14 protein-coding genes are annotated in these 18275 nt (G+C 48.5%); 5 read left to right on the top strand and 9 right to left on the bottom strand.

Annotated elements, in window-relative coordinates; translation table 11 throughout:
* Positions 1-13: 13 nt before the first annotated feature.
* The 4 genes from A5320_RS01610 to miaB form a co-directional block, all read right to left on the bottom strand.
* A complete protein-coding gene (locus A5320_RS01610) occupies positions 14-877 on the bottom strand; it encodes an HlyC/CorC family transporter (RefSeq protein ID WP_068060056.1) in 864 nt (287 codons plus the stop codon).
* A 19-nt stretch (positions 878-896) separates the two neighbouring features.
* On the bottom strand, positions 897-1355 hold the full coding sequence (gene ybeY / locus A5320_RS01605) for an rRNA maturation RNase YbeY (protein ID WP_068060053.1): 459 nt from the start codon (positions 1353-1355) through the stop codon (positions 897-899).
* Positions 1352-2497 (bottom strand): PhoH family protein, encoded by a 1146-nt coding sequence (locus A5320_RS01600; protein WP_068060051.1) that lies wholly within the window; start codon positions 2495-2497, stop codon positions 1352-1354. The genes ybeY and A5320_RS01600 overlap by 4 nt, the downstream gene beginning before the upstream one ends.
* Before the next feature lie 64 nt (positions 2498-2561).
* Positions 2562-3986, bottom strand: coding sequence for a tRNA (N6-isopentenyl adenosine(37)-C2)-methylthiotransferase MiaB (gene miaB / locus A5320_RS01595; RefSeq protein WP_068060048.1), 1425 nt, complete (start codon positions 3984-3986; stop codon positions 2562-2564).
* Between the two features lie 419 nt (positions 3987-4405).
* On the opposite strand from miaB, the gene A5320_RS01590 reads away from it, so the two are divergent.
* The 4 genes from A5320_RS01590 to A5320_RS01575 are packed head-to-tail and all read left to right on the top strand — an operon-like array spanning position 4406 to position 9032.
* On the top strand, positions 4406-5689 hold the full coding sequence (locus A5320_RS01590) for an efflux RND transporter periplasmic adaptor subunit (protein ID WP_231916637.1): 1284 nt from the start codon (positions 4406-4408) through the stop codon (positions 5687-5689).
* A gap of 49 nt (positions 5690-5738) precedes the next feature.
* Positions 5739-6494 (top strand): ABC transporter ATP-binding protein, encoded by a 756-nt coding sequence (locus A5320_RS01585; RefSeq protein WP_068060046.1) that lies wholly within the window; start codon positions 5739-5741, stop codon positions 6492-6494.
* Between the two features lie 2 nt (positions 6495-6496).
* Entirely contained in the window at positions 6497-7807 is a 1311-nt protein-coding gene (locus A5320_RS01580; RefSeq protein WP_068060044.1) for an ABC transporter permease, read from the top strand.
* A 10-nt stretch (positions 7808-7817) separates the two neighbouring features.
* Entirely contained in the window at positions 7818-9032 is a 1215-nt protein-coding gene (locus tag A5320_RS01575) for an ABC transporter permease (protein WP_068060042.1), read from the top strand.
* A gap of 80 nt (positions 9033-9112) precedes the next feature.
* Here A5320_RS01575 and A5320_RS01570 read toward each other — a convergent pair whose 3' ends face one another.
* Positions 9113-9991, bottom strand: a complete 879-nt coding sequence (locus A5320_RS01570; protein WP_068060039.1) for a DMT family transporter — start codon at positions 9989-9991, stop codon at positions 9113-9115.
* Between the two features lie 506 nt (positions 9992-10497).
* Between A5320_RS01570 and A5320_RS01565 the strand changes: the two genes are divergently transcribed.
* Positions 10498-10980 (top strand): hypothetical protein, encoded by a 483-nt coding sequence (locus A5320_RS01565; RefSeq protein WP_068060038.1) that lies wholly within the window; start codon positions 10498-10500, stop codon positions 10978-10980.
* Between the two features lie 564 nt (positions 10981-11544).
* Here A5320_RS01565 and A5320_RS01560 read toward each other — a convergent pair.
* The 4 genes from A5320_RS01560 to A5320_RS01545 form a co-directional block, all read right to left on the bottom strand.
* Positions 11545-11844 carry a type II toxin-antitoxin system RelE/ParE family toxin gene (locus A5320_RS01560; protein ID WP_068060037.1) on the bottom strand — a complete coding sequence of 100 codons (300 nt, stop codon included), beginning with the start codon at positions 11842-11844 and terminating at the stop codon, positions 11545-11547.
* A gap of 8 nt (positions 11845-11852) precedes the next feature.
* Positions 11853-12095: a type II toxin-antitoxin system Phd/YefM family antitoxin gene (locus tag A5320_RS01555; RefSeq protein ID WP_068060036.1), complete on the bottom strand. Its 243-nt coding sequence runs from the start codon at positions 12093-12095 to the stop codon at positions 11853-11855.
* A gap of 470 nt (positions 12096-12565) precedes the next feature.
* Positions 12566-17089, bottom strand: coding sequence for an EAL domain-containing protein (locus A5320_RS01550; RefSeq protein WP_068060033.1), 4524 nt, complete (start codon positions 17087-17089; stop codon positions 12566-12568).
* Between the two features lie 156 nt (positions 17090-17245).
* The gene (locus tag A5320_RS01545; RefSeq protein WP_068060030.1) at positions 17246-18241 is read right to left on the bottom strand and encodes a cobalamin biosynthesis protein CobD/CbiB; all 996 of its coding nucleotides are present in this window, start codon (positions 18239-18241) and stop codon (positions 17246-17248) included.
* Positions 18242-18275 lie beyond the last annotated feature (34 nt).

Below are 18275 nucleotides of genomic sequence, written 5' to 3'. Positions count from 1 at the left end.
TTCCTTACCGCTGCTATTCAGCATCTTCTGTCGGTTTTGGCCGGATCACCTGCAACTGCACCAGACGGCGGCTGTTGGCTTTGGTGACTTTAAAGGTCAGGCCTTCGAGGCTGATGGTTTCACCTTTTGCCGGCATATGGCCAAAAGCGTGTAACACAATTCCGCCGATAGTGCCGGCTTCTTCTTCGTCAAAACCGGTATTGAAACTTTCGTTAAATTCATCGAGCGGGGTTAACGCACTGACCATAAACACATTGCTGCCGAGCTTGCGGATATCTTCGCCTTCTTCGTCATCGTGTTCATCTTCGATATCGCCGACTATCTGCTCCAGAATATCTTCGATGGTAATCAGGCCAGATACACCACCATATTCATCGACGACTATCGCCATGTGGTAGCGTTTTTGGCGGAATTCTTTCAGCAGCGCATCGACTCTTTTGCTTTCCGGAATAATCACCGCCGGGCGCAATAATTCGCGTAACGACCATTCCACATCAGGTTTTAACGCATATTGCAGAATATCTTTAACAATCAGAATGCCTTCGATATGGTCTTTATCTTCATTGACCACTGGATAACGGCTGTGATTATTTTCCAGCAGGATGGGTAGAAATTCAGTCAGTGGTTGATCAATATCGATCGTGGCCATCTGGGAGCGGGGCACCATAATATCGCGGGCGCGCATTTTGGAGACATCCAGTACACCTTGCAGCATACCCTTAGTGTCGGAATCAATCAGATTGCGCGAATTGGCTTCGGCAATAATATCTTCCAGATCTGAGACTTGTTGTGGTTCTGCGGTAAATATGGCGGCAATACGTTCTAACCATGATTTAGCGGCAGAACCGCGTCCCGAGTGTGGATTGTCGTCACCCATAATAAAAAAACCAGCTCCGTTAGTCTTGAATCAAATAAGGATCGGCAAAACCCAGTTCTGCCAGAATTTGTATCTCTTCCGCTTCCATTTCCAAAGCGTCGTCATCATTTATATGGTCAAAGCCAAGTAAATGCAAGCTGCCATGTACTACCATGTGTGCCCAATGTGCATCCAGGGTTTTATTTTGCTCCTTGGCTTCCTGCGCGACGACTCCAGCGCAGATCACTAAATCGCCCAATAACGGCAGTTCAATACCGGGTGGGCACTGAAATGGAAAGCTCAGCACGTTGGTCGGTTTGTCTTTTTCACGATAGTCAAAATTAAGTTGCTGACTTTCGGTTTCATCAACAATCCGCACTGTGACTTCCGCGACGGGCTGAAAAGGACTGACTGCAGCATTCAACCATAACTGAATTTGCGCTTCGCTAGGTAAATTATCAGCCGTTGAGGCCAACTGTAAATCAAGAATGATGCTCATGGGGTTTCAGTATCCGCAGCTTTAGTGACGGTTTTACGACGGCTGGCAGGCTTTGCTCCGGCGGTATCTGGTGAGGATGGCACCACGACAGTTGCAGCGGCATTCGCAGTCGCCTGAGCCAGCAAGGCTGCTTCTTTTTCTGCTTGTTTACGCACCGCGGCAGCAGCTTCAAAGGCTTCGTAAGCGATGACGATTTTTTGCACCACTGGATGGCGCACGACGTCTTTAGCGACAAAGTAGTTAAAGCTCAGCGCATCGACTTCAGATAGCACGTCAATGGCGTGTTTTAAACCAGAATAAGTGCCACGGGGTAAATCGACTTGCGTTACATCACCGGTAATCACGGCTTTGGAATTAAAACCAATCCGGGTTAAGAACATTTTCATCTGTTCAACCGTAGTGTTTTGGCTTTCATCCAGAATAATAAAGGCATCGCTTAAGGTGCGGCCGCGCATATAAGCCAGCGGCGCAATTTCGATAGTGCCACGTTCCAGATACTTTTCGACTTTTTCAAAACCCAGCATATCAAACAAGGCGTCATACAACGGCCGTAGATACGGATCGACTTTTTGTGCTAAATCGCCTGGTAAAAAACCTAGTTTTTCACCGGCTTCGACCGCCGGGCGGGTGAGCACGATACGGCGTACCTGATTTTTTTCCAGCGCGTCGACCGCACAAGCCACCGCTAAATAAGTTTTACCGGTACCGGCCGGACCAATGCCAAAAGTCACATCATGGCGCAGAATATTGGCGACATAACGGCTTTGATTCGGGTTACGGCCTTTGATCATGCCCTTTTTGGTCTTGATGCTGACTTCTTGTGCCTGCTCATCGACTTGGATCAAGGTCGCCGGATGATCAATACCACTCATTGCCAGATGCACTTGCTCGGCGGTTAATGGCACCAATTTGCCCGCCGGACTCAGCGTTTCTGCATAGAGTTGCTCAACCAATTGTTGCACCAGCGGCACTTGCGCTGTGAGGCCAAGCAAGCGGAATTTGTCATCACGAAAACTGAGCTGAACGCGAAAATGTCGTTCAATCTGGCGGATATGGTCATCGAAGGGGCCACATAACAGCGACAGCCGTTGGTGGTCGGTGGGATCTACTTTAAATTCAATACTACTGATTGGGTTGTCCAATGGGCCTGTTCTCTATTTAAACGAGGCCGCTTTATTTAGCGGCCTCTGTAAAATTTAGTTGAACTCAGGGCTGAAACGTTTGCACCCCAAGTGGATCTGCTTTTGGCTGACGCGCCAGAATTTGTTGTGGTGATATTTCGCGGCGTAAATCCATCTCTTTTTCAGTGCGGATAACGACACCTTTCAAAGAGTTAGTGAATACGTCTGTCACTTTAATATCAACGAAGCCACCAATCATATCAGGGGTGCCTTCAAAATTCACCACCCGATTATTCTCAGTGCGGCCGGTCAGTTCCATTAAATCTTTTTTCGACGGACCTTCGACCAACACCCGTTGCTCGGTGCCAAGCATGCCGCGGGCAATTTGCAGTGATTGTTGGTTGATGCGATCTTGCAGAATATACAGCCGCTGCTTTTTCTCATCTTCGCTGACGTCATCCGGCAGATCGGCCGCAGGCGTGCCAGGACGGGCGCTGTAAATGAAACTGAAGCTCATATCAAAGCCAATAGTCGCAATTAAATCCATGGTCTGCGCAAAATCTTCCGCCGTTTCACCAGGGAAACCAATAATAAAGTCAGATGACATACTTAAATTCGGCCGGATTTTTTTCAGTTTGCGAATTTGCGCTTTGTATTCAAGGGCGGTGTGATTACGTTTCATCAGCGTCAGAATACGATCTGAACCCGATTGCACCGGTAAATGCAGGTGATCCACCAGTTCCGGGATGTCGCGATACACTTCGATAATATCGTCTGTAAATTCAACAGGATGTGATGTGGTGTATCGAATGCGGTCGATGCCATCAATAGCGGCGACTAAGCGTAGCAATTCAGAGAAGTGGCAAATTTGACCATCGTGCGTTTCGCCGCGATAAGCGTTGACGTTCTGGCCTAATAAATTCACTTCGCGCACGCCTTGTTCGGCGAGTTGGGCGATTTCCAACAACACATCGTCGAGTGGGCGGCTGACTTCTTCACCGCGGGTGTAAGGCACCACACAGAAAGTACAATATTTCGAGCAGCCTTCCATAATCGACACGAAGGCCGTCGGGCCATCGGCTTTTGGCTCTGGTAAGCGGTCAAATTTTTCTATTTCAGGGAATGATACATCGACCACCGGTGAGCGGTCGCCTTTGACCGAATTAATCATTTCCGGCAACCGGTGCAGGGTTTGTGGTCCAAAGATAATGTCGACATAAGGTGCGCGCTCGCGAATAGAAGCGCCTTCCTGTGATGCTACACAACCACCAACACCAATGATTAAATTAGGATTTTTCTTTTTCAGTGGGCGCCAGCGGCCCAATTGGTGAAATACTTTTTCCTGCGCTTTTTCGCGGATGGAACAGGTATTTAATAAAATGACGTCAGCGTCTTCAGCGTTTTCAGTCAGGGTATAGCCATGAGTGGCATCCAACAAGTCGGCCATTTTGGATGAATCATATTCATTCATCTGGCAGCCCCAGGTTTTAATGTGCAGCTTTTTGCTCATGGTATTTTCTTGCCTGTATAAAGTCGTCAACTACAAAAGGGCTGGCATTTTACCCGAGCCATGGCTGAAGTGCTATAGCCAGCGACTTTTTAGCACCGCTGCGGTTGGTAAGTATCAGTAAGTGCATGGTTGAATTTTTTAGTTCAGAAAAGACTAATTAACCTGCAAGCTGATTTTGCTGAACTACACTGGATGAAGTTGCTACAACGACTTCCCAATCCCTGATCATGCCTCTGTTGTGATTGGGGATTTTTTTTGGCGCTAATAAATACTGTTCTCATAAATTATTGTTTTAATTCAATTGCCTATCTAGCGCCTGTATTTTTGGTTTAGTGCTGACCAAAAATAATTTCAGATTTTCCTAAACCATTTCCAAAGTCACTGCGACTGAGTTTGCAGGAATGAATTGGAGATGCACCGTGTCTATAAAAATTGCCGAGCCTAGTGCTCAGGATGAAATCCGAAATACCAAACCGTTAAAGTCGAAAAAAATCATCATGTTGGCAATGATTGTCGCTGTGGCAGCCTTGCTGTTATGGCAAGTAACGCCATTGCTGTCCAACTGGCAGCAATCTGACATGTCGGTGTCAATGGCCCGGGTGCGGCTGGATAGCGTCAAAACTGCGCCTTTTGTCCGGGATGTGTCGGTGCAGGGCAAAGTGGTGGCGGCGGTGAGTCCAAAACTTTATGCCTCAGCCGACGGCACCGTCAGTTTTTTTGCTGAAGCCGGTACCCAGGTGAAAAAAGGTGACGTGATTGCCGCCATTGATAGTCCGGAACTTGATAGCAAGCTTAAACAGGAACAAGCCACGCTGAATAGCCTGAGCACTGGCTTGGAGCGGCAAATCATCCAATCGCGTAAACAACAGCTAATCGACCAAAAAGCGGTTGATTTGGCCAAGGTGGCGCTCACTACCGCTGAGCGTGAAAAACGCCGTGCCGAACAAGGTTATAGCGTTAAAGCCATTAGCCAGATTGATTATGAAAAAGCCGGTGATGATTTGAATAATGCTTCATTGCAGCATCAACACGCAGTAAAAGATGCGGTGCTGAATAAGGAAAGCCTGGAGTTTGAATCGACCGCGCTGCAACAAGAATTACAACGCCAGACCTTGTTGGTGGCAAATTTAAGCCGTCAGGTGGACGCACTGCAAGTGAAATCGCCGGTCGATGGCATCATCGGCAATCTGGCGACCGACAATAAAACCTACTTAACCAAAAATCAGCTGCTGTTGTCAGTGGTCGATTTAACTCAGTTTGAAGTCGAAATTGCCATCCCGGAAAACTACGCCGACGACCTCGCCATTGGCATGCCGGCTGATATCACGCTGGATCAACAAACCTATCCGGCGCGGTTAGTCAGCGTGTCACCAGAAATTGTCGACAATCAGGTGACTGGTCGGGTGCGCTTTGAAAAAGCCTCACCGCCAGGACTTCGTCAGAACCAGCGGCTCGCCAGCCGGATTTTACTGGAGCAACGCGATGCAGTATTGCAGGTTTCACGGGGCCAGTTCCTGGAAAGCTCCAACGGCCAGTTTGCTTACATCGTTAAAAATGGCCTGGCGGTGAAAACTCCCATCTCCATCGGCGCCCGCAGTTTGTCAGCGGTGGAAGTGCTGAGCGGCTTAGCCGAAGGCGATCAAATCATTATTTCCGGCACCGATATGTTTAACGGCGCTCAACAAATCCAGTTAAATCACTAATTCAGTTAAATCAACAACAGCGGCCCATTGCCGCCCTGAGGACTATTTTATGTTGCTAATGAAACAGTTAGGCAAAGTTTTTCATACCGGTGAAGTGTCAACCCATGCGCTGCGTGAGGTGGATTTGGAAGTGCAGGAAGGTGATTTTGTCAGTGTCACCGGCCCATCGGGTTCGGGTAAAACCACCTTTTTAAATATCGCCGGTTTATTGGAAGTGGCCAGCTCAGGTTTATTTTTACTGGATGGCGAAAACGTCAATCAACAAACCGACAGCCAGCGCTCAAAAATGCGGAATCAGAAAATAGGCTTTATTTTCCAGAGCTTTAATTTAATTCCAGAGCTGAACCTATTCGACAACGTTGATGTACCGCTGCGCTATCGCGGTTTTGACGCCAAAGAGCGAAAACGCCGTATTGAACAACAGCTGGAACTGGTGGGGCTTGCGTCAAGAATGAAACATTTGCCAAGTCAGCTGTCCGGTGGTCAACAACAACGGGTGGCGATTGCCCGGGCGCTTGCCACCAGCCCCAGGTTTTTACTGGCGGATGAGCCAACTGGTAACCTTGACAGTCAGATGGCGCAGAGTGTGATGGCGCTGCTGGAGGATATTAACCGCCAGGGCACCACCATCATTATGGTGACGCACGATCATGGTCTGGCACAGCGTGCCAAACGGCAAATTCTGATTAAAGATGGCCGGGTATCTGAACTCACTGCTGCGATGCACGAGACACTGCATCACGAGCCTTTGCATATTGTGTCACCAGTCTCGGCTGAGCACAGCGCTAAAGTCGCAGGAGTCTGACCATGTTTGCATACTACTTGCGTTTAGCCTGGCTCAGTATCCGGCAAAGCTATGGCTTAAGTCTGCTGATGGTGTTGGCGATTGGCTTGGGTATCGGTGCTGCCATGACCACGGTCACCGTCAACTATCTGATGTCTGCCAACCCTATTCCAACCAAAAGTGAGCAGCTGTTTTATGTGCAGCTCGATAACTGGGATCCGCATCAACCGGCCAACGATAACGGCGATCCACCGGATCAGTTGACCTATCGGGATGCCACTGCACTTTGGGCCGCCAACAAAGCCTATCGGCAAGTGGTGCAGGCGCAAATGGGCGCGGTCGTAGAGCCAGAGGGCAAAGACAGTTTGCCGTTTCAGGTCTCTGGCCGGGCCAATTCTGCCGATTTTTTCGCGATGTTTGACGTGCCGTTTTTATTTGGCGGTAGCTGGGATCGTGCTGCCGATGAATCGATGCAGCAGGTGGTGGTGCTAAGCCAAAGCCTGAACGAGCGGTTATTCGGTGGTCGTGATTCGGTCGGCGAAAAAGTAAAACTAGCCGGTGATTATTTTCAGGTGGTAGGGGTTATTGCCAACTGGTTACCGCGTCCAAGATTTTATGATGTGACCACCGGCGCATTTAACGAAGCCGAAGAGTTATTTATACCCTTTAGTTTACTATCGCAGCCGAAAATTAACCGTAATGGCAATACCAATTGCTGGAAACCTAGTGGTGAAGGTTACGAAGCATTCTTAAATTCAGAATGTGTCTGGACGCAATTTTGGGCCGAGCTTCGTACTGAACAGGAAAAAGAAGATTATCTGACGTTTTTAAATGCTTATGTCACCGAGCAGAAAAAACTGGGCCGGTTTGAACGGCCAATCAATAACCGGCTGAGTGACGTGATGCAGTGGATGGAAAATCAGCAAGTGGTGGCGCAGGACGCCAGCCTGATGATGGTGATGTCACTGATGTTTTTACTGGTTTGTCTGCTGAACACTATTGGTTTGTTATTAGCGAAATTCTTAAGTAAGGCACCGCAAATTGGCTTACGGCAGGCGCTTGGTGCCAGTCGGCAGGACTTATTTACCCAGTATCTGACCGAAGCCGGTTGTATCGGCATTGCCGGTGGCTTGCTGGGGCTGGTATTTGCCTGGCTTGGTTTACAGGGCGTGCAGCTGTTGTACGGCGATGAAATGAAAGGGTTGGCTGAGCTGGATCTGGCGATGGTGGGCCTGGCGATGTTGCTGGCGCTAGTCTCCAGTTTACTGGCGGGTTTGTATCCAACATGGCGCGCGTGCACAGTGCAACCGTCACAACAGCTAAAAAGCCAATAAGGAGCTTGAAATGTTTGAATTAGGTCCAATTTTTCGAGCCTTATTACGGCAAAAAGTCGGGGCAATTCTGATTGCACTGCAAATTGCATTAACGCTCAGCATCATGGTCAATGCCATTTTTATGATGCAACAACGTAGTAGCCAAATGGCCAGGCCAAGTGGTCTGGATGAAGCGAATCTATTTTATCTAAGCAATACCGTGTTTGGTCAGAACTACAATCATGAAGCGGCGCTGGCCGATGATTTGCGGCTGATCCGCGGCATTCCTGGTGTAGTCGATGCTACGCAGATCAATGCTATTCCGCTCAGTGGCGGTGGCTGGTCAATGGGCTTGCAACACAAAGCCGGTGAAGGGGAAGACGATATTGGCGTGGCGGTGTATATGGTCGACGACCACGGTATCAATACGCTGGGGTTAGAGCTGATTGCCGGTGAAAACTTTCAGTTGACCGATATCGAGTGGCGACCAGCAGCTTCAGTGAGCTGGCCAGCGCGCGCTATTGTCAGTCAGGCAATGGCTGAAGCCTTGTATCCGGGGGCTTATCAGACTGCACTTGGCAAGACTGTCTACATCAACCAGAACGAAGCGATTCAAATCAGCGGTATTGTCAAAACATTGCAAGCACCGTGGAATGGCTGGGACGGTGTGGAACGTAGCATGCTGGTGCCGTTTCAGATGGAAAACCGCAACGGTCGTTATATGATCCGCACTGAGCCGGGCCGACGCGATGAGCTGATGCCAATCATCGAAAAAGCGCTGGCGGAATCGAATAAAAACCGCATTATCCGCAACGTCACCAGTCTGGAAGACACCCGCGAGGATAGTTACCGCAGTCACAATGCGTTGAATAAAATTCTGTTGCTGGTGATTGTGATCCTGACCTTGATCACCGCCTTTGGCATTGTTGGTCTTGCGATGTTCAGCATCAACCGCCGTCGTCGTCAAATCGGCACCCGCCGTGCCTTGGGGGCAACGCAGTTACAGGTAATGCGTTATTTTATGCTGGAAAACTTCCTGATTAGCACTTTGGGTGTGACGATTGGAGCTATTGCGGCCGTTGGTTTGAATATTTGGTTAGTCAGTAAATTTGAACTGGCACCGTTACAGCCGCAGCTGCTGGTGTTTGGGGTGCTGGCGTTATATCTGGTGGGGCAGCTGGCGGTGTTTTATCCGGCGCGTAAAGCGGCGGCGATTTCACCGGCTACTGCCACGCGAAGTGTTTAATTCGAATGATTGACGATTAAATGAAGTAAGAATTGGCCGCAGCAGTGGGGTGAACTACCTACTACTGCGGCAACATCGACTCATAACAATCTTTGTCTAGAAGTAATATAACCAGCGTAAAAAATAATCACCACTCCGCCAAACCAGGCCATCGTCACCGGCTCTTGCCAGAACACATACCCAAATAAACCAGCAAAAATAATACTGCTGTAAGTCCACATACCGATATCACTGGCTGGCGCCAATGCATAGGCTTTAGTCATCGCCATCTGACCAACAGCAGCCAACACGCCCATCCCGACAAAAGCCCACCAGGCCACCGCAGGCAACGGATTCCAATAAAACGGCACCGGTACAAACGAAATAATGGCGGTCAGCAACGAGAAATAAAACACCGTACGCGCGGCAGGCTCGGTATCCGACATATATCGAATGGTGGTTTTGGTCACCGCCACCAGCACCGCTGACAATAACCCCAGCAATAAAATAACCAGGCTACTGGCTTGCCCACCGAGTGGAATGGCGATAAAGACCCCAACAAACCCCAGCACAATCGCAAACAACGTCAAGCGGCTTGGCCGTTCATTCAGCCAAAACCGCGCAATAATCGGCACCACAAAAGGCGACAGCAACAACACCAGCATCGCCTGCGCCAGTGGCAACTGACTAATCACATAAAAAAAACAGTACATCGAAATAATGCCGGTGGTAGCGCGGCTTAAATGCAAATACCAACGTTTGGTTTTTAAAATCTGCACCCCCTGACTAATAATCCACGGCAACATCACCAACAAGGCAAAAAAGTTACGAAAAAACACCACCTGTGCTTCGCTGGCACTGGCGCTGGTGAGTTTCACTAAAGCACCGATGCCGGCGAAACAGGCTTCAGCCAGTAATAGCAGCAGTGCCGCAGCGTAGAGCGGTTTGATGGTTGTGTTGAATGGTGTTTTTATTGGCATTTGCACTGCAGTTTGCTGGGGGCCGGGTTTCCGGCTGGGAAAGTGGCGGGAGTTTAGCTTGTCTGGCGCGACAGAGCAAAGGCGCTTTTTGGGCGTCTGGGTACAGACGTTTTGCATGGCTGCGCCATCTGCCGTTTTATTTAGATTTTTTTCATGCCGATGGCATGGCATGGGTTTCGCCTCCGGCGAGTTACTTATTTTGCTTCGCCAAAATAAGTAACCAACAAAAGGCGACCCCTGATCGCTCGAAAGCCCGGAAGTTTGGCTCGATTTTGAGGCAACTGCGCAAACTCGCGATTTGCTAACGTCAAATCGCTCAGACAGTGCGCAGTTTTAAAACCTCAAAACCGGCCAAACCACCGGCTCGCTTTACGGGGAGGAAAAGCGGCTGGACGTGTATTTTTTTGCCGATAGCTTGCATTCGCGGCTAAATTTTATATGCCCAATTAGATATTATTGCTAATATTTTACAATTAATGGTTTTAGTAGGTGAAAGGTAGGGGTAAATGGAATTGAATAACCCGAATTATGTATTGGAACAGTTTAAGAATTTATTTGTAAAAATTGTTGCGGAAACCACAAAGCCAACAGAAAAACTTGATTTAAACGAGCGCAACTATAAGCAGAATATGAAGCTAATTTCTCAGGTAGATGTATCTATTATTTTTAGGCACTTGTCTTCTATCTTCGAGCAGATCAATGAGTTTAAAACGCATGTTGCTTTAGAACATGGATGGCATGCTAAAGAATTTGATTATCAAACTGTTCTACGACAATTTTGTAACGATCATCAAGATGCTGTAAATATTGCTGCATCTATAACGGAAGTTTTTAAGCAACGCGCTGGACTGTTGGGATTTTTCAAAGGCTACAATAATCCTATTGAGACAATATTGAGTGGAGGTTGCTATCAGTTGAACTACCATCAATTGCGCAAAAAATTTTCTTATCATTCAGTAGTGCTTCAACAGTCAGAAAAAAAATGTTAGATGTTGTCGCAAAGGATATAGATGGTTTTATGCTTAACTTTAATTAGTATATGCTGGTGAATTATTCTATCAAGTTCGTTATTGCCCGATGATTTCTTATGGGAATGATAAGTTGGTACAACAAAATAAAACTAAATTTCCGCTCCACGTTCAAAGTGAATTATCCTCGAGTAAGCTTTTGCATTTCAGCCCCGTAAAGCGAGCCGCTTTAAAATCGACTGTTTGAGGTTTTAAGCCGACACCTGTCTGAGCAGGTCGACGGTAGCGACCTGCGAGTTTTGTCGGTGCCTCAAACTGTTGATTTTATTGCGGGCTTTCGAGCGATCAGGGGTCGCCTTTTCTTTGGTTTCTATCTTTTGGCGAAGCAAAAGAAAGAAACTCGCCAAAGGCGAAACGCTTTTTAATCCCGGCCCTTTGCGGCCAAAGTTTACTTTTGGCGAAGCAAAAGAAAGAAACTCGCCATAGGCGAAACGCTTTTAAAAATAGCCGTTTGCTGCCAAAAACATCCACAAGCTAACCGGAATTTACTCAAGGCAGATAAGCTGCCAGCAAGTGATGAGTATGCTATTGCAAGTGATTTTGTGGCAGTTGTGGCTGCCCTAATATGGCAACGATCAAGATGAAATTGGTTTCTTTTGTGAAGTAGGCTGCGTGTTTACCAATTGGAAAGTAGAATCCGTTCAAGTAAATCTCTGCGCAAGGTCGTCCTAACCCAGGGTTATCCGCTAACATCTGAAAGCCGGATAACAGAACTTCTTTGTATTTGTGCCACTGTGATTCAGAAAAATTCTGAATGCTATAGTCTTTGATTTTATGTAAATGCACTTGAGCTAAGTTGCTCAATTTATATCGGTTATTCTGCATCTGCGTGCTTACAGAGCCTTGAGGAAACTTTCGCCATCAACAATATTACCTTGCACTAAATCTTCTTTTGCAGCGTGAAAGCAGTGTTGCAGGTAATCAGCTTTCATCGCTTCCAGTGCTTCATAATCGTGGATCGACATCACGACTACAGCATCTTTACTGTTTTTGCTAATTTTGATGGGTTCACGTTGAGCGTTTAGCAGCAACTCACCAAAATTGCGTTTCGCGTCATTTGCCGTGAGGGTTTGCATAATTAAGCTCCAGATTTAGCGATAAATGCAGCATACATTTTATCGCATGAAACGGTCAATACGATTAAATCGTGCGATTTACCCTAAAGAGAACCCAACCATCATATGTTACGGTCAAAAAATGCCGCTGGCTGGGTCTTCTGCCACTTGTGGTGGTTTGAGTAAAAATGTTGATACTAAATATGCAAGCTCTTGCTCTTAGTCCCCGTAAAGCGAGCCGCTTTAAAATCGACGGTTTGAGGTTTTAAGCCGACAACTGTCTGAGCAGGTCGACGGTAGCGACCTGCGAGTTTTGTCGGCGCCTCAAACTGTTGATTTTATTGCGGGCTTTCGAGCGATCAGGGGTCGCCTTTTCTTTGGTTTCTTTCTTTTGGCGAAGCAAAAGAAAGAAACTCGCCATAGGCGAAACGCTTTTAAAACAGCCGTTTGCAGCCAAACAAAAACCAAACCAAAGCGCATTAAGCCGCCGCTTAAACCAAATCCCGCTCGCTCGCCAAGCGAGCCCCAAACTCAACCGCTGGCATCGGTTTGCCAAACAAATACCCCTGAATAAGGTAACACTGGCGCTGGCTGAAAAATGCCAGTTGTTGTTCGGTTTCGACGCCTTCAGCGATGCAGTACATGCCGAGGCTGTTGGCCATGCTGAGCATGGCGTCGATGATGGTTTCGTCGTTGCTGTCGATGCCGATATCTTTGACAAAACTGCGGTCGATTTTAATGGCGTCAATCGGCAGTTCTTTTAAGTATTTCAGCGAGGAATAACCGGTACCAAAATCGTCCAGTGCCAGTTGAATACCGAGTTCACTCAGCGCCAGCATGGTGGCGATGGCGCTTTGGTGATCCTGCATCAAGGCGCTTTCAGTTACTTCAAAGCGCAGGCAGCTGGCTGGCAACTGATATTTTTGCAGCAAGTTGCTGGTTTGTAAGGCTAAGTCATCCTGCTCTAAATGGCGGGTCGATAAATTCACCGACAGATAAAGGCTAAAACCGGCCTGATGCCATTGTTGTAAATCACAGAGTGCGCGTTCCAACAGAGTTAACGTCATCGGCACTATCAGATTTAAATCTTCGGCCAGCGGAATAAAGTCGTTTGGCGGCACCAAGCCCTGATCCGATTGCCAGCGCATCAGCACTTCAGCGCCCACGACTTTTTGCTGGCGGCTGTCGTAAATCGGCTGATAGAAGTTAAAAAACTCACTTTGCTGATAAGCGCTTCGAAGCTTGGTTTCCCGCGCCAGTTGCATATAAGCTTTTTCATTCATTTCATTGATAAAGAATTGGAAATTATTGCGGCCGCTGTCTTTGGCGTGATACATCGCCACGTCTGCATGTTTGAGCAGTTCTTTCGCGTCATGCGCATCTTCCGGGAACACGGCAATGCCGATACTGGGTGACACACTGACGATATGAGCGCCAAGCTGCATCGGCTCGCCAATGGTTTTAATCATCTTGCGCGCCACGTGGCTGATATTGTCGTCGTTTTTATAGGCTTCCAGCAGTACCACAAATTCGTCACCGCCAAGCCTTGCCACGGTGTCGGTTAACCGCAGGGTGTCGGTCAGCCGTTTGGCGACTTTTTTCAGCAGTAAGTCGCCGATATCGTGGCCGAGGCTATCGTTAATTTGCTTAAATTTATCCAGATCGATAAAGCACAACGCCAGCGAACGGCGTTCACGTTTCGCCTGTTCGATGCCGTGGTAAATGCGGTCCATCAGCAAGGCACGGTTCGGCAGGCCGGTTAGGGTGTCGTAGCTCGCGAGATAACGTAAATCGTCTTCCGCCTGTTTTTGAGCTGTGATATCAGTAAACACCAACACAAAAAACTCCACCTGCAAATCATCACCCACCGCAGTAATGTTGATCAGGGTAGGGCGCTCGGAGCCATCCGGGCATTGCACCAGTTCTTCGCCTTGCCAATGCTGATTGACTGTCATCCCGGCCAGCAACTTGGTATAAAACCGCCGGCGATTGAGGCTAATTCCCAGATCATGGACCCGGGGGTTGGTTAAATATTCGTCCATATTGCCAAACACATCGCTGAACGACTGGTTGGCGGCGATAACTCTTTGTTCTAAATCCAACAGCACCACCCAGTCGCGGGTTTGCTGAAACGCTTCGCCAAATAGCCGGGCTTTTTCTTTGGTGGCACGGGTTTCGGTAATGTTGCTGTAGGTGCCAATCACCCGTTCAATTTTTTGCTGGCTGGATAATTCGGTGACTTTACCAATGTCTCTGAACCACAACCAATGACCGTTTTTGTGCTGCATGCGGTAGCTGTGGTCGAAGGTTTTATCTGGTGCGCTGGTAAAACGTTGCCATGCCTGCTGATACGCTTCGCGATCATCAACATGGATCAACGACAGATGCTGCTGCATCGTCAGTGGATCCAGTGCTTCACTGTACCCCAGCATACTATGCACACGCTGAGCGAAAATGCTGTTTTTATGTGAGTGCCATTCCCAGGCGCCACTTTCGACCGCTTCCAGTGCTTGTTTTAAGCGTTGTTCGGAGATTTTTACTTTTTTGTGCGCTTGCGCCAGCAACCGGCGTTGTCGGCGGCGATTGCGCCACCACAGCAGCGTGAATAGGAACAATAGCGCGCCATAGCTAATATAGGCCGTTTGGGTGCGCCAGGGCGCTGCAGTAATCTCCAGACGGATCTGCGCCGGCGCGCTTTCCAGGCCGGTCATTGGTGAAATTGCGGCGACGTTAAAAAGGTAGCTGCCGGGCTGCAGTTGCGGGAACACAATTTGTGGTGAAGTTTGTTCTGGGTAATCAAGCCGTTGTGCACCTTCCAGCCATAACCGATAGCTGATTTTGCTGCTATCGCGGAAACTCAAGGCCGAAAACTGGATTTCGATGCCCGGCACTTCGTAATTAAAGGTAAAAGTCTGGCCGGTTAAATTGCCAAGTGCTGTCGAGGCTGGTTGATTCAGGCCCCGTATCGAGGTGATGGCAATTTTCGGTTCGACCGGTTGTTCGACAAATCTGCGGGATTCAACCAGCGTTAATCCCTGGCGACTGCCAAATACCAGATTGCCGTTGCTGAGGCGTGTACTGGCACCATAGTTAAATGTGTGCGAAGCCAGACCATCTTTGCGCGAGAAATGTTCAATACGTAAGGTTTTAGTATCAAGTCGCGACAAGCCGTGATTGCCAGAAAACCACAAATGGCCCTGACCATCCAGTTCACTGGAAAACACACTGTTGCTTAACAACAAATGCTGTTCGTTAAAGTGATGTTTTAACTGTAACTGACTGTCAAATCCCAGCAAACCAACCCCATGGAATGTGATCCATAACATCCCTTGTGGATCTAGCGTGAGCTTGTCGGCAAAACGCGCTAACGTTGGCTGATAATCGGCTGTTTGATACATCAGTCTGGCTTGCTGCGTCGTTGTATCATAAATCCATAACTGGTCATGCGCGCTAAGGATGATTTGGTTTGTTTGATTGGGCACATAACCCAGAAATCTGCCAGCCAGCTGTGGTGGTACTTTTTCCTTTAAGCCTGCTAAAGGCTCAATCAAACCAAGCGATGGGCGATAGCGATAGTACTCATGCAAATTATAGAACCAGAAATCACCATGCTCGTCACGCCAGTGGCCACGTACCGCAGCTGTTAACAAGCTCTGTTGCGTTGGATCGGCCAGCGGGGCGGGTAAAAACTGTTGGTCAGTGACGGAGAAAAAGCGCAGTGAATTGCTGGAGCGCAACCACAGATGGTTATCGGATTGTGGATAGATGCGGCTAAGCGACTGGCCAAAATCAGCTGGTATTTCATCTGGATAAGTAAAGCTGGTAAATTCGCCGCTGCGTAAATCCAGTTGTTGCAGGCCAATTCCAGAGCCAACCCATAACTTGTCTGGCTGCCCCTCGGCCAGAGCCAGTGCGCCCAGCGTGTGCATAATACTGAGATTTTCTGTCCTTTGGTCAGAGCTCTGCAGGCGGATATTTTTAAATGCGGTACTCCGCGGGTGCCAGTAATACACGCCATCATCACGACTGGCTAACCATAATCCGCCGTCTGAAGTTGGCACCAGATCGGTAATGATGTCCTGACCGACTTCCTGACTACCCTGACTGAATCGCCACAAAAATTTACTGGATGCCTGCGCTTCGTCGTATTCGTACAGACCGCTACTGGTTGCCAGCAACAAGCGATGCTGATGCTGTAACATCCGCATTACCCGGATATTCTTCAAAATACGTTCCGGTTGCCATTGTGCAACCGGTTGCTGTAATTGCGACAATGGCAATCGATAGATTGAGGTATTGCTGCTGATGAACAGATGCTCTGCAGTTGCATAGAGATGCCGGATCATCGGTTGCAGTTGGTGTACCCGGGTCGGCGCGAGCTTTATCAGCTGAAATTCACCGGTTTTAAGATTAATGCTGAATAAACCCTGGTTGCTACCCACCAACAATTGTTGCTGATAACGCCAGAGCTGACGGATCCAGCCAAGTTCGATGTTCGCTTGTTTTAAATTAAATAATTCAGTGAGTTGTCTGGTTTTAATCGAAAAACGATACAGGCTGCTATTGATTGCGACCAGTAGATGGTCATCATCTTCAACAATCACTTCGGTAAGCGATGGCAATTCCAGCTGTTCCTGGGCCGCCAAATCCAGCACTAAGCGAATGGCGCCGGTGGTTTTATTAATCTGAAAAATTCCGACCTGGCTGGCGACGGCCCAGATTTGATTCGGTTGGTGTTCAATGACCTGATTAAAATCCAGGCCAGCAATTTTGGCGTCATCAGCACCCACAATCAGGTTACGGGTGGCATCAAACCGGTTCAGGCCGTTGCTGGTGGCTATCCATAAAAAGCCTTCTTGATCGATATGTAAATTACGAACCGAGCCCCGCGACAGGCCTTGCTCGACCGTCAGCGGTTGAAGCAGTGGTTTTAATTCGGCGGCCTGACTTGCCTGGCCATTCAGCGCCAGCAAACATACCAAGGACAGACCAAGCCAGTTCAACAGCTTACGCATGAAATGGATCGTGCCGACAAGAAAACTTGAACATAAAGGTTGGGTCTGTAGAAAAGATGTCAATATCATTGAAAATATCGCAACTTCTACCCTAAAGTCCAGAACATCGTGTGGCTGGAGTTCGGGCAGATGGTAAAAATGCCGGTCGGCTTCGGGTCACGATGGCCAACTGGCAAGGAGCCCAAGCCCGAGATAGCTGCTCAGGAGCAGCCATACGCCAACCTGATACTGGCGGCATAATTTCAGCAGTAGCGAAATATCAGCCGCTTTGGGCTCCAGCGCCGGGCCAATGCGGACCCGACGGATTTTTTGTCCCTGATAATACACCGGTCCAGCCAGATTGCGATTTAATGCTGCAGCTCCTGCTGCCAGTAACCAGCGTGCCGGAAAGCTAAAATAGCCATCGCTGGCAAATTTCAGATATTGCCGGCTTTGGCGCAAACTTACCAATAAAGCTAATACGGTGCCGGTTAGTAACATGCCCGGCCAGTTCAGAACAGCCACTATGGCCGCCACCGGTTTACCAAAATGCTGGAATTGCGACTGTTTCGGGTTCCACTGCTGCTGCAGTTCCTGCAATAAACGATAAGCAATGGCACCTTCCACACCGGCAGCTAAAAACCACAACAATACCGAAGTCCATTGCGTCGCGAGGCGGAATAACAGACTTTCCAGACAGGCTTTGCTGACACCAACTTCCGACATCAACCGTACTTCACGCAACACCAGCGGCTGCAATTGATCCCGCGCCAGACTGAGTTGTTGTTTTTCGAGGCTCGCCTGAATTTGCAGTGCATGCTGGCGGACGGTTTGCCAGTCCAGACAGAGGTAAAGTAACAAACTATGCCACAGCTGCGGCATTTGCGATAACAGCGTAAAAGCCCAGGCCAACAACAGCCAGGGAGCGATGGCAATCACTGCCGCTAAGCTACCAGACAATTTCAGTTGCGCTGATGGGTAAGCTGTTTTGTTCACTCTACTGGCCAGTCGGCTAGCCAAAATGCGAAACAACACCAACGGCTGATAACTGGCTGGTAGCGGCAACAGGCTGCTTAGCACAATCACCAGCCACAACAACAACGGCTGCTGCAACCAGGGATGCTGCAACAGTTGTTGTAAGGTGTATAAGGGCGCGAGCGTTTCAGGCTGCAAGGGGTGTTAGTCCTGATTTTTTTGTAGCATAAGC

The organism is Rheinheimera sp. SA_1 (assembly GCF_001669775.1).
GTDB lineage: Bacteria > Pseudomonadota > Gammaproteobacteria > Enterobacterales > Alteromonadaceae > Pararheinheimera.
The sequence above is the reverse complement of the archived record's forward strand: the minus strand, read 5'-3'. Positions and strand labels throughout refer to the sequence as shown.

Bases quoted from the DNA above. Each gene is read 5' to 3' on its own strand.
- ybeY (WP_068060053.1), bottom strand. From the start codon at position 1,355: ATGAGCATCATTCTTGATTTACAGTTGGCCTCAACGGCTGATAATTTA.
- A5320_RS01560 (WP_068060037.1), bottom strand. From the start codon at position 11,844: ATGCAGAATAACCGATATAAATTGAGCAACTTAGCTCAAGTGCATTTA.
- A5320_RS01580 (WP_068060044.1), top strand. From the start codon at position 6,497: ATGTTTGCATACTACTTGCGTTTAGCCTGGCTCAGTATCCGGCAAAGC.
- A5320_RS01565 (WP_068060038.1), top strand. From the start codon at position 10,498: ATGGAATTGAATAACCCGAATTATGTATTGGAACAGTTTAAGAATTTA.
- A5320_RS01555 (WP_068060036.1), bottom strand. From the start codon at position 12,095: ATGCAAACCCTCACGGCAAATGACGCGAAACGCAATTTTGGTGAGTTG.
- A5320_RS01575 (WP_068060042.1), top strand. From the start codon at position 7,818: ATGTTTGAATTAGGTCCAATTTTTCGAGCCTTATTACGGCAAAAAGTC.
- A5320_RS01570 (WP_068060039.1), bottom strand. From the start codon at position 9,991: ATGCCAATAAAAACACCATTCAACACAACCATCAAACCGCTCTACGCT.
- A5320_RS01585 (WP_068060046.1), top strand. From the start codon at position 5,739: ATGTTGCTAATGAAACAGTTAGGCAAAGTTTTTCATACCGGTGAAGTG.
- A5320_RS01550 (WP_068060033.1), bottom strand. From the start codon at position 17,089: ATGCGTAAGCTGTTGAACTGGCTTGGTCTGTCCTTGGTATGTTTGCTG.
- A5320_RS01610 (WP_068060056.1), bottom strand. From the start codon at position 877: ATGGGTGACGACAATCCACACTCGGGACGCGGTTCTGCCGCTAAATCA.
- miaB (WP_068060048.1), bottom strand. From the start codon at position 3,986: ATGAGCAAAAAGCTGCACATTAAAACCTGGGGCTGCCAGATGAATGAA.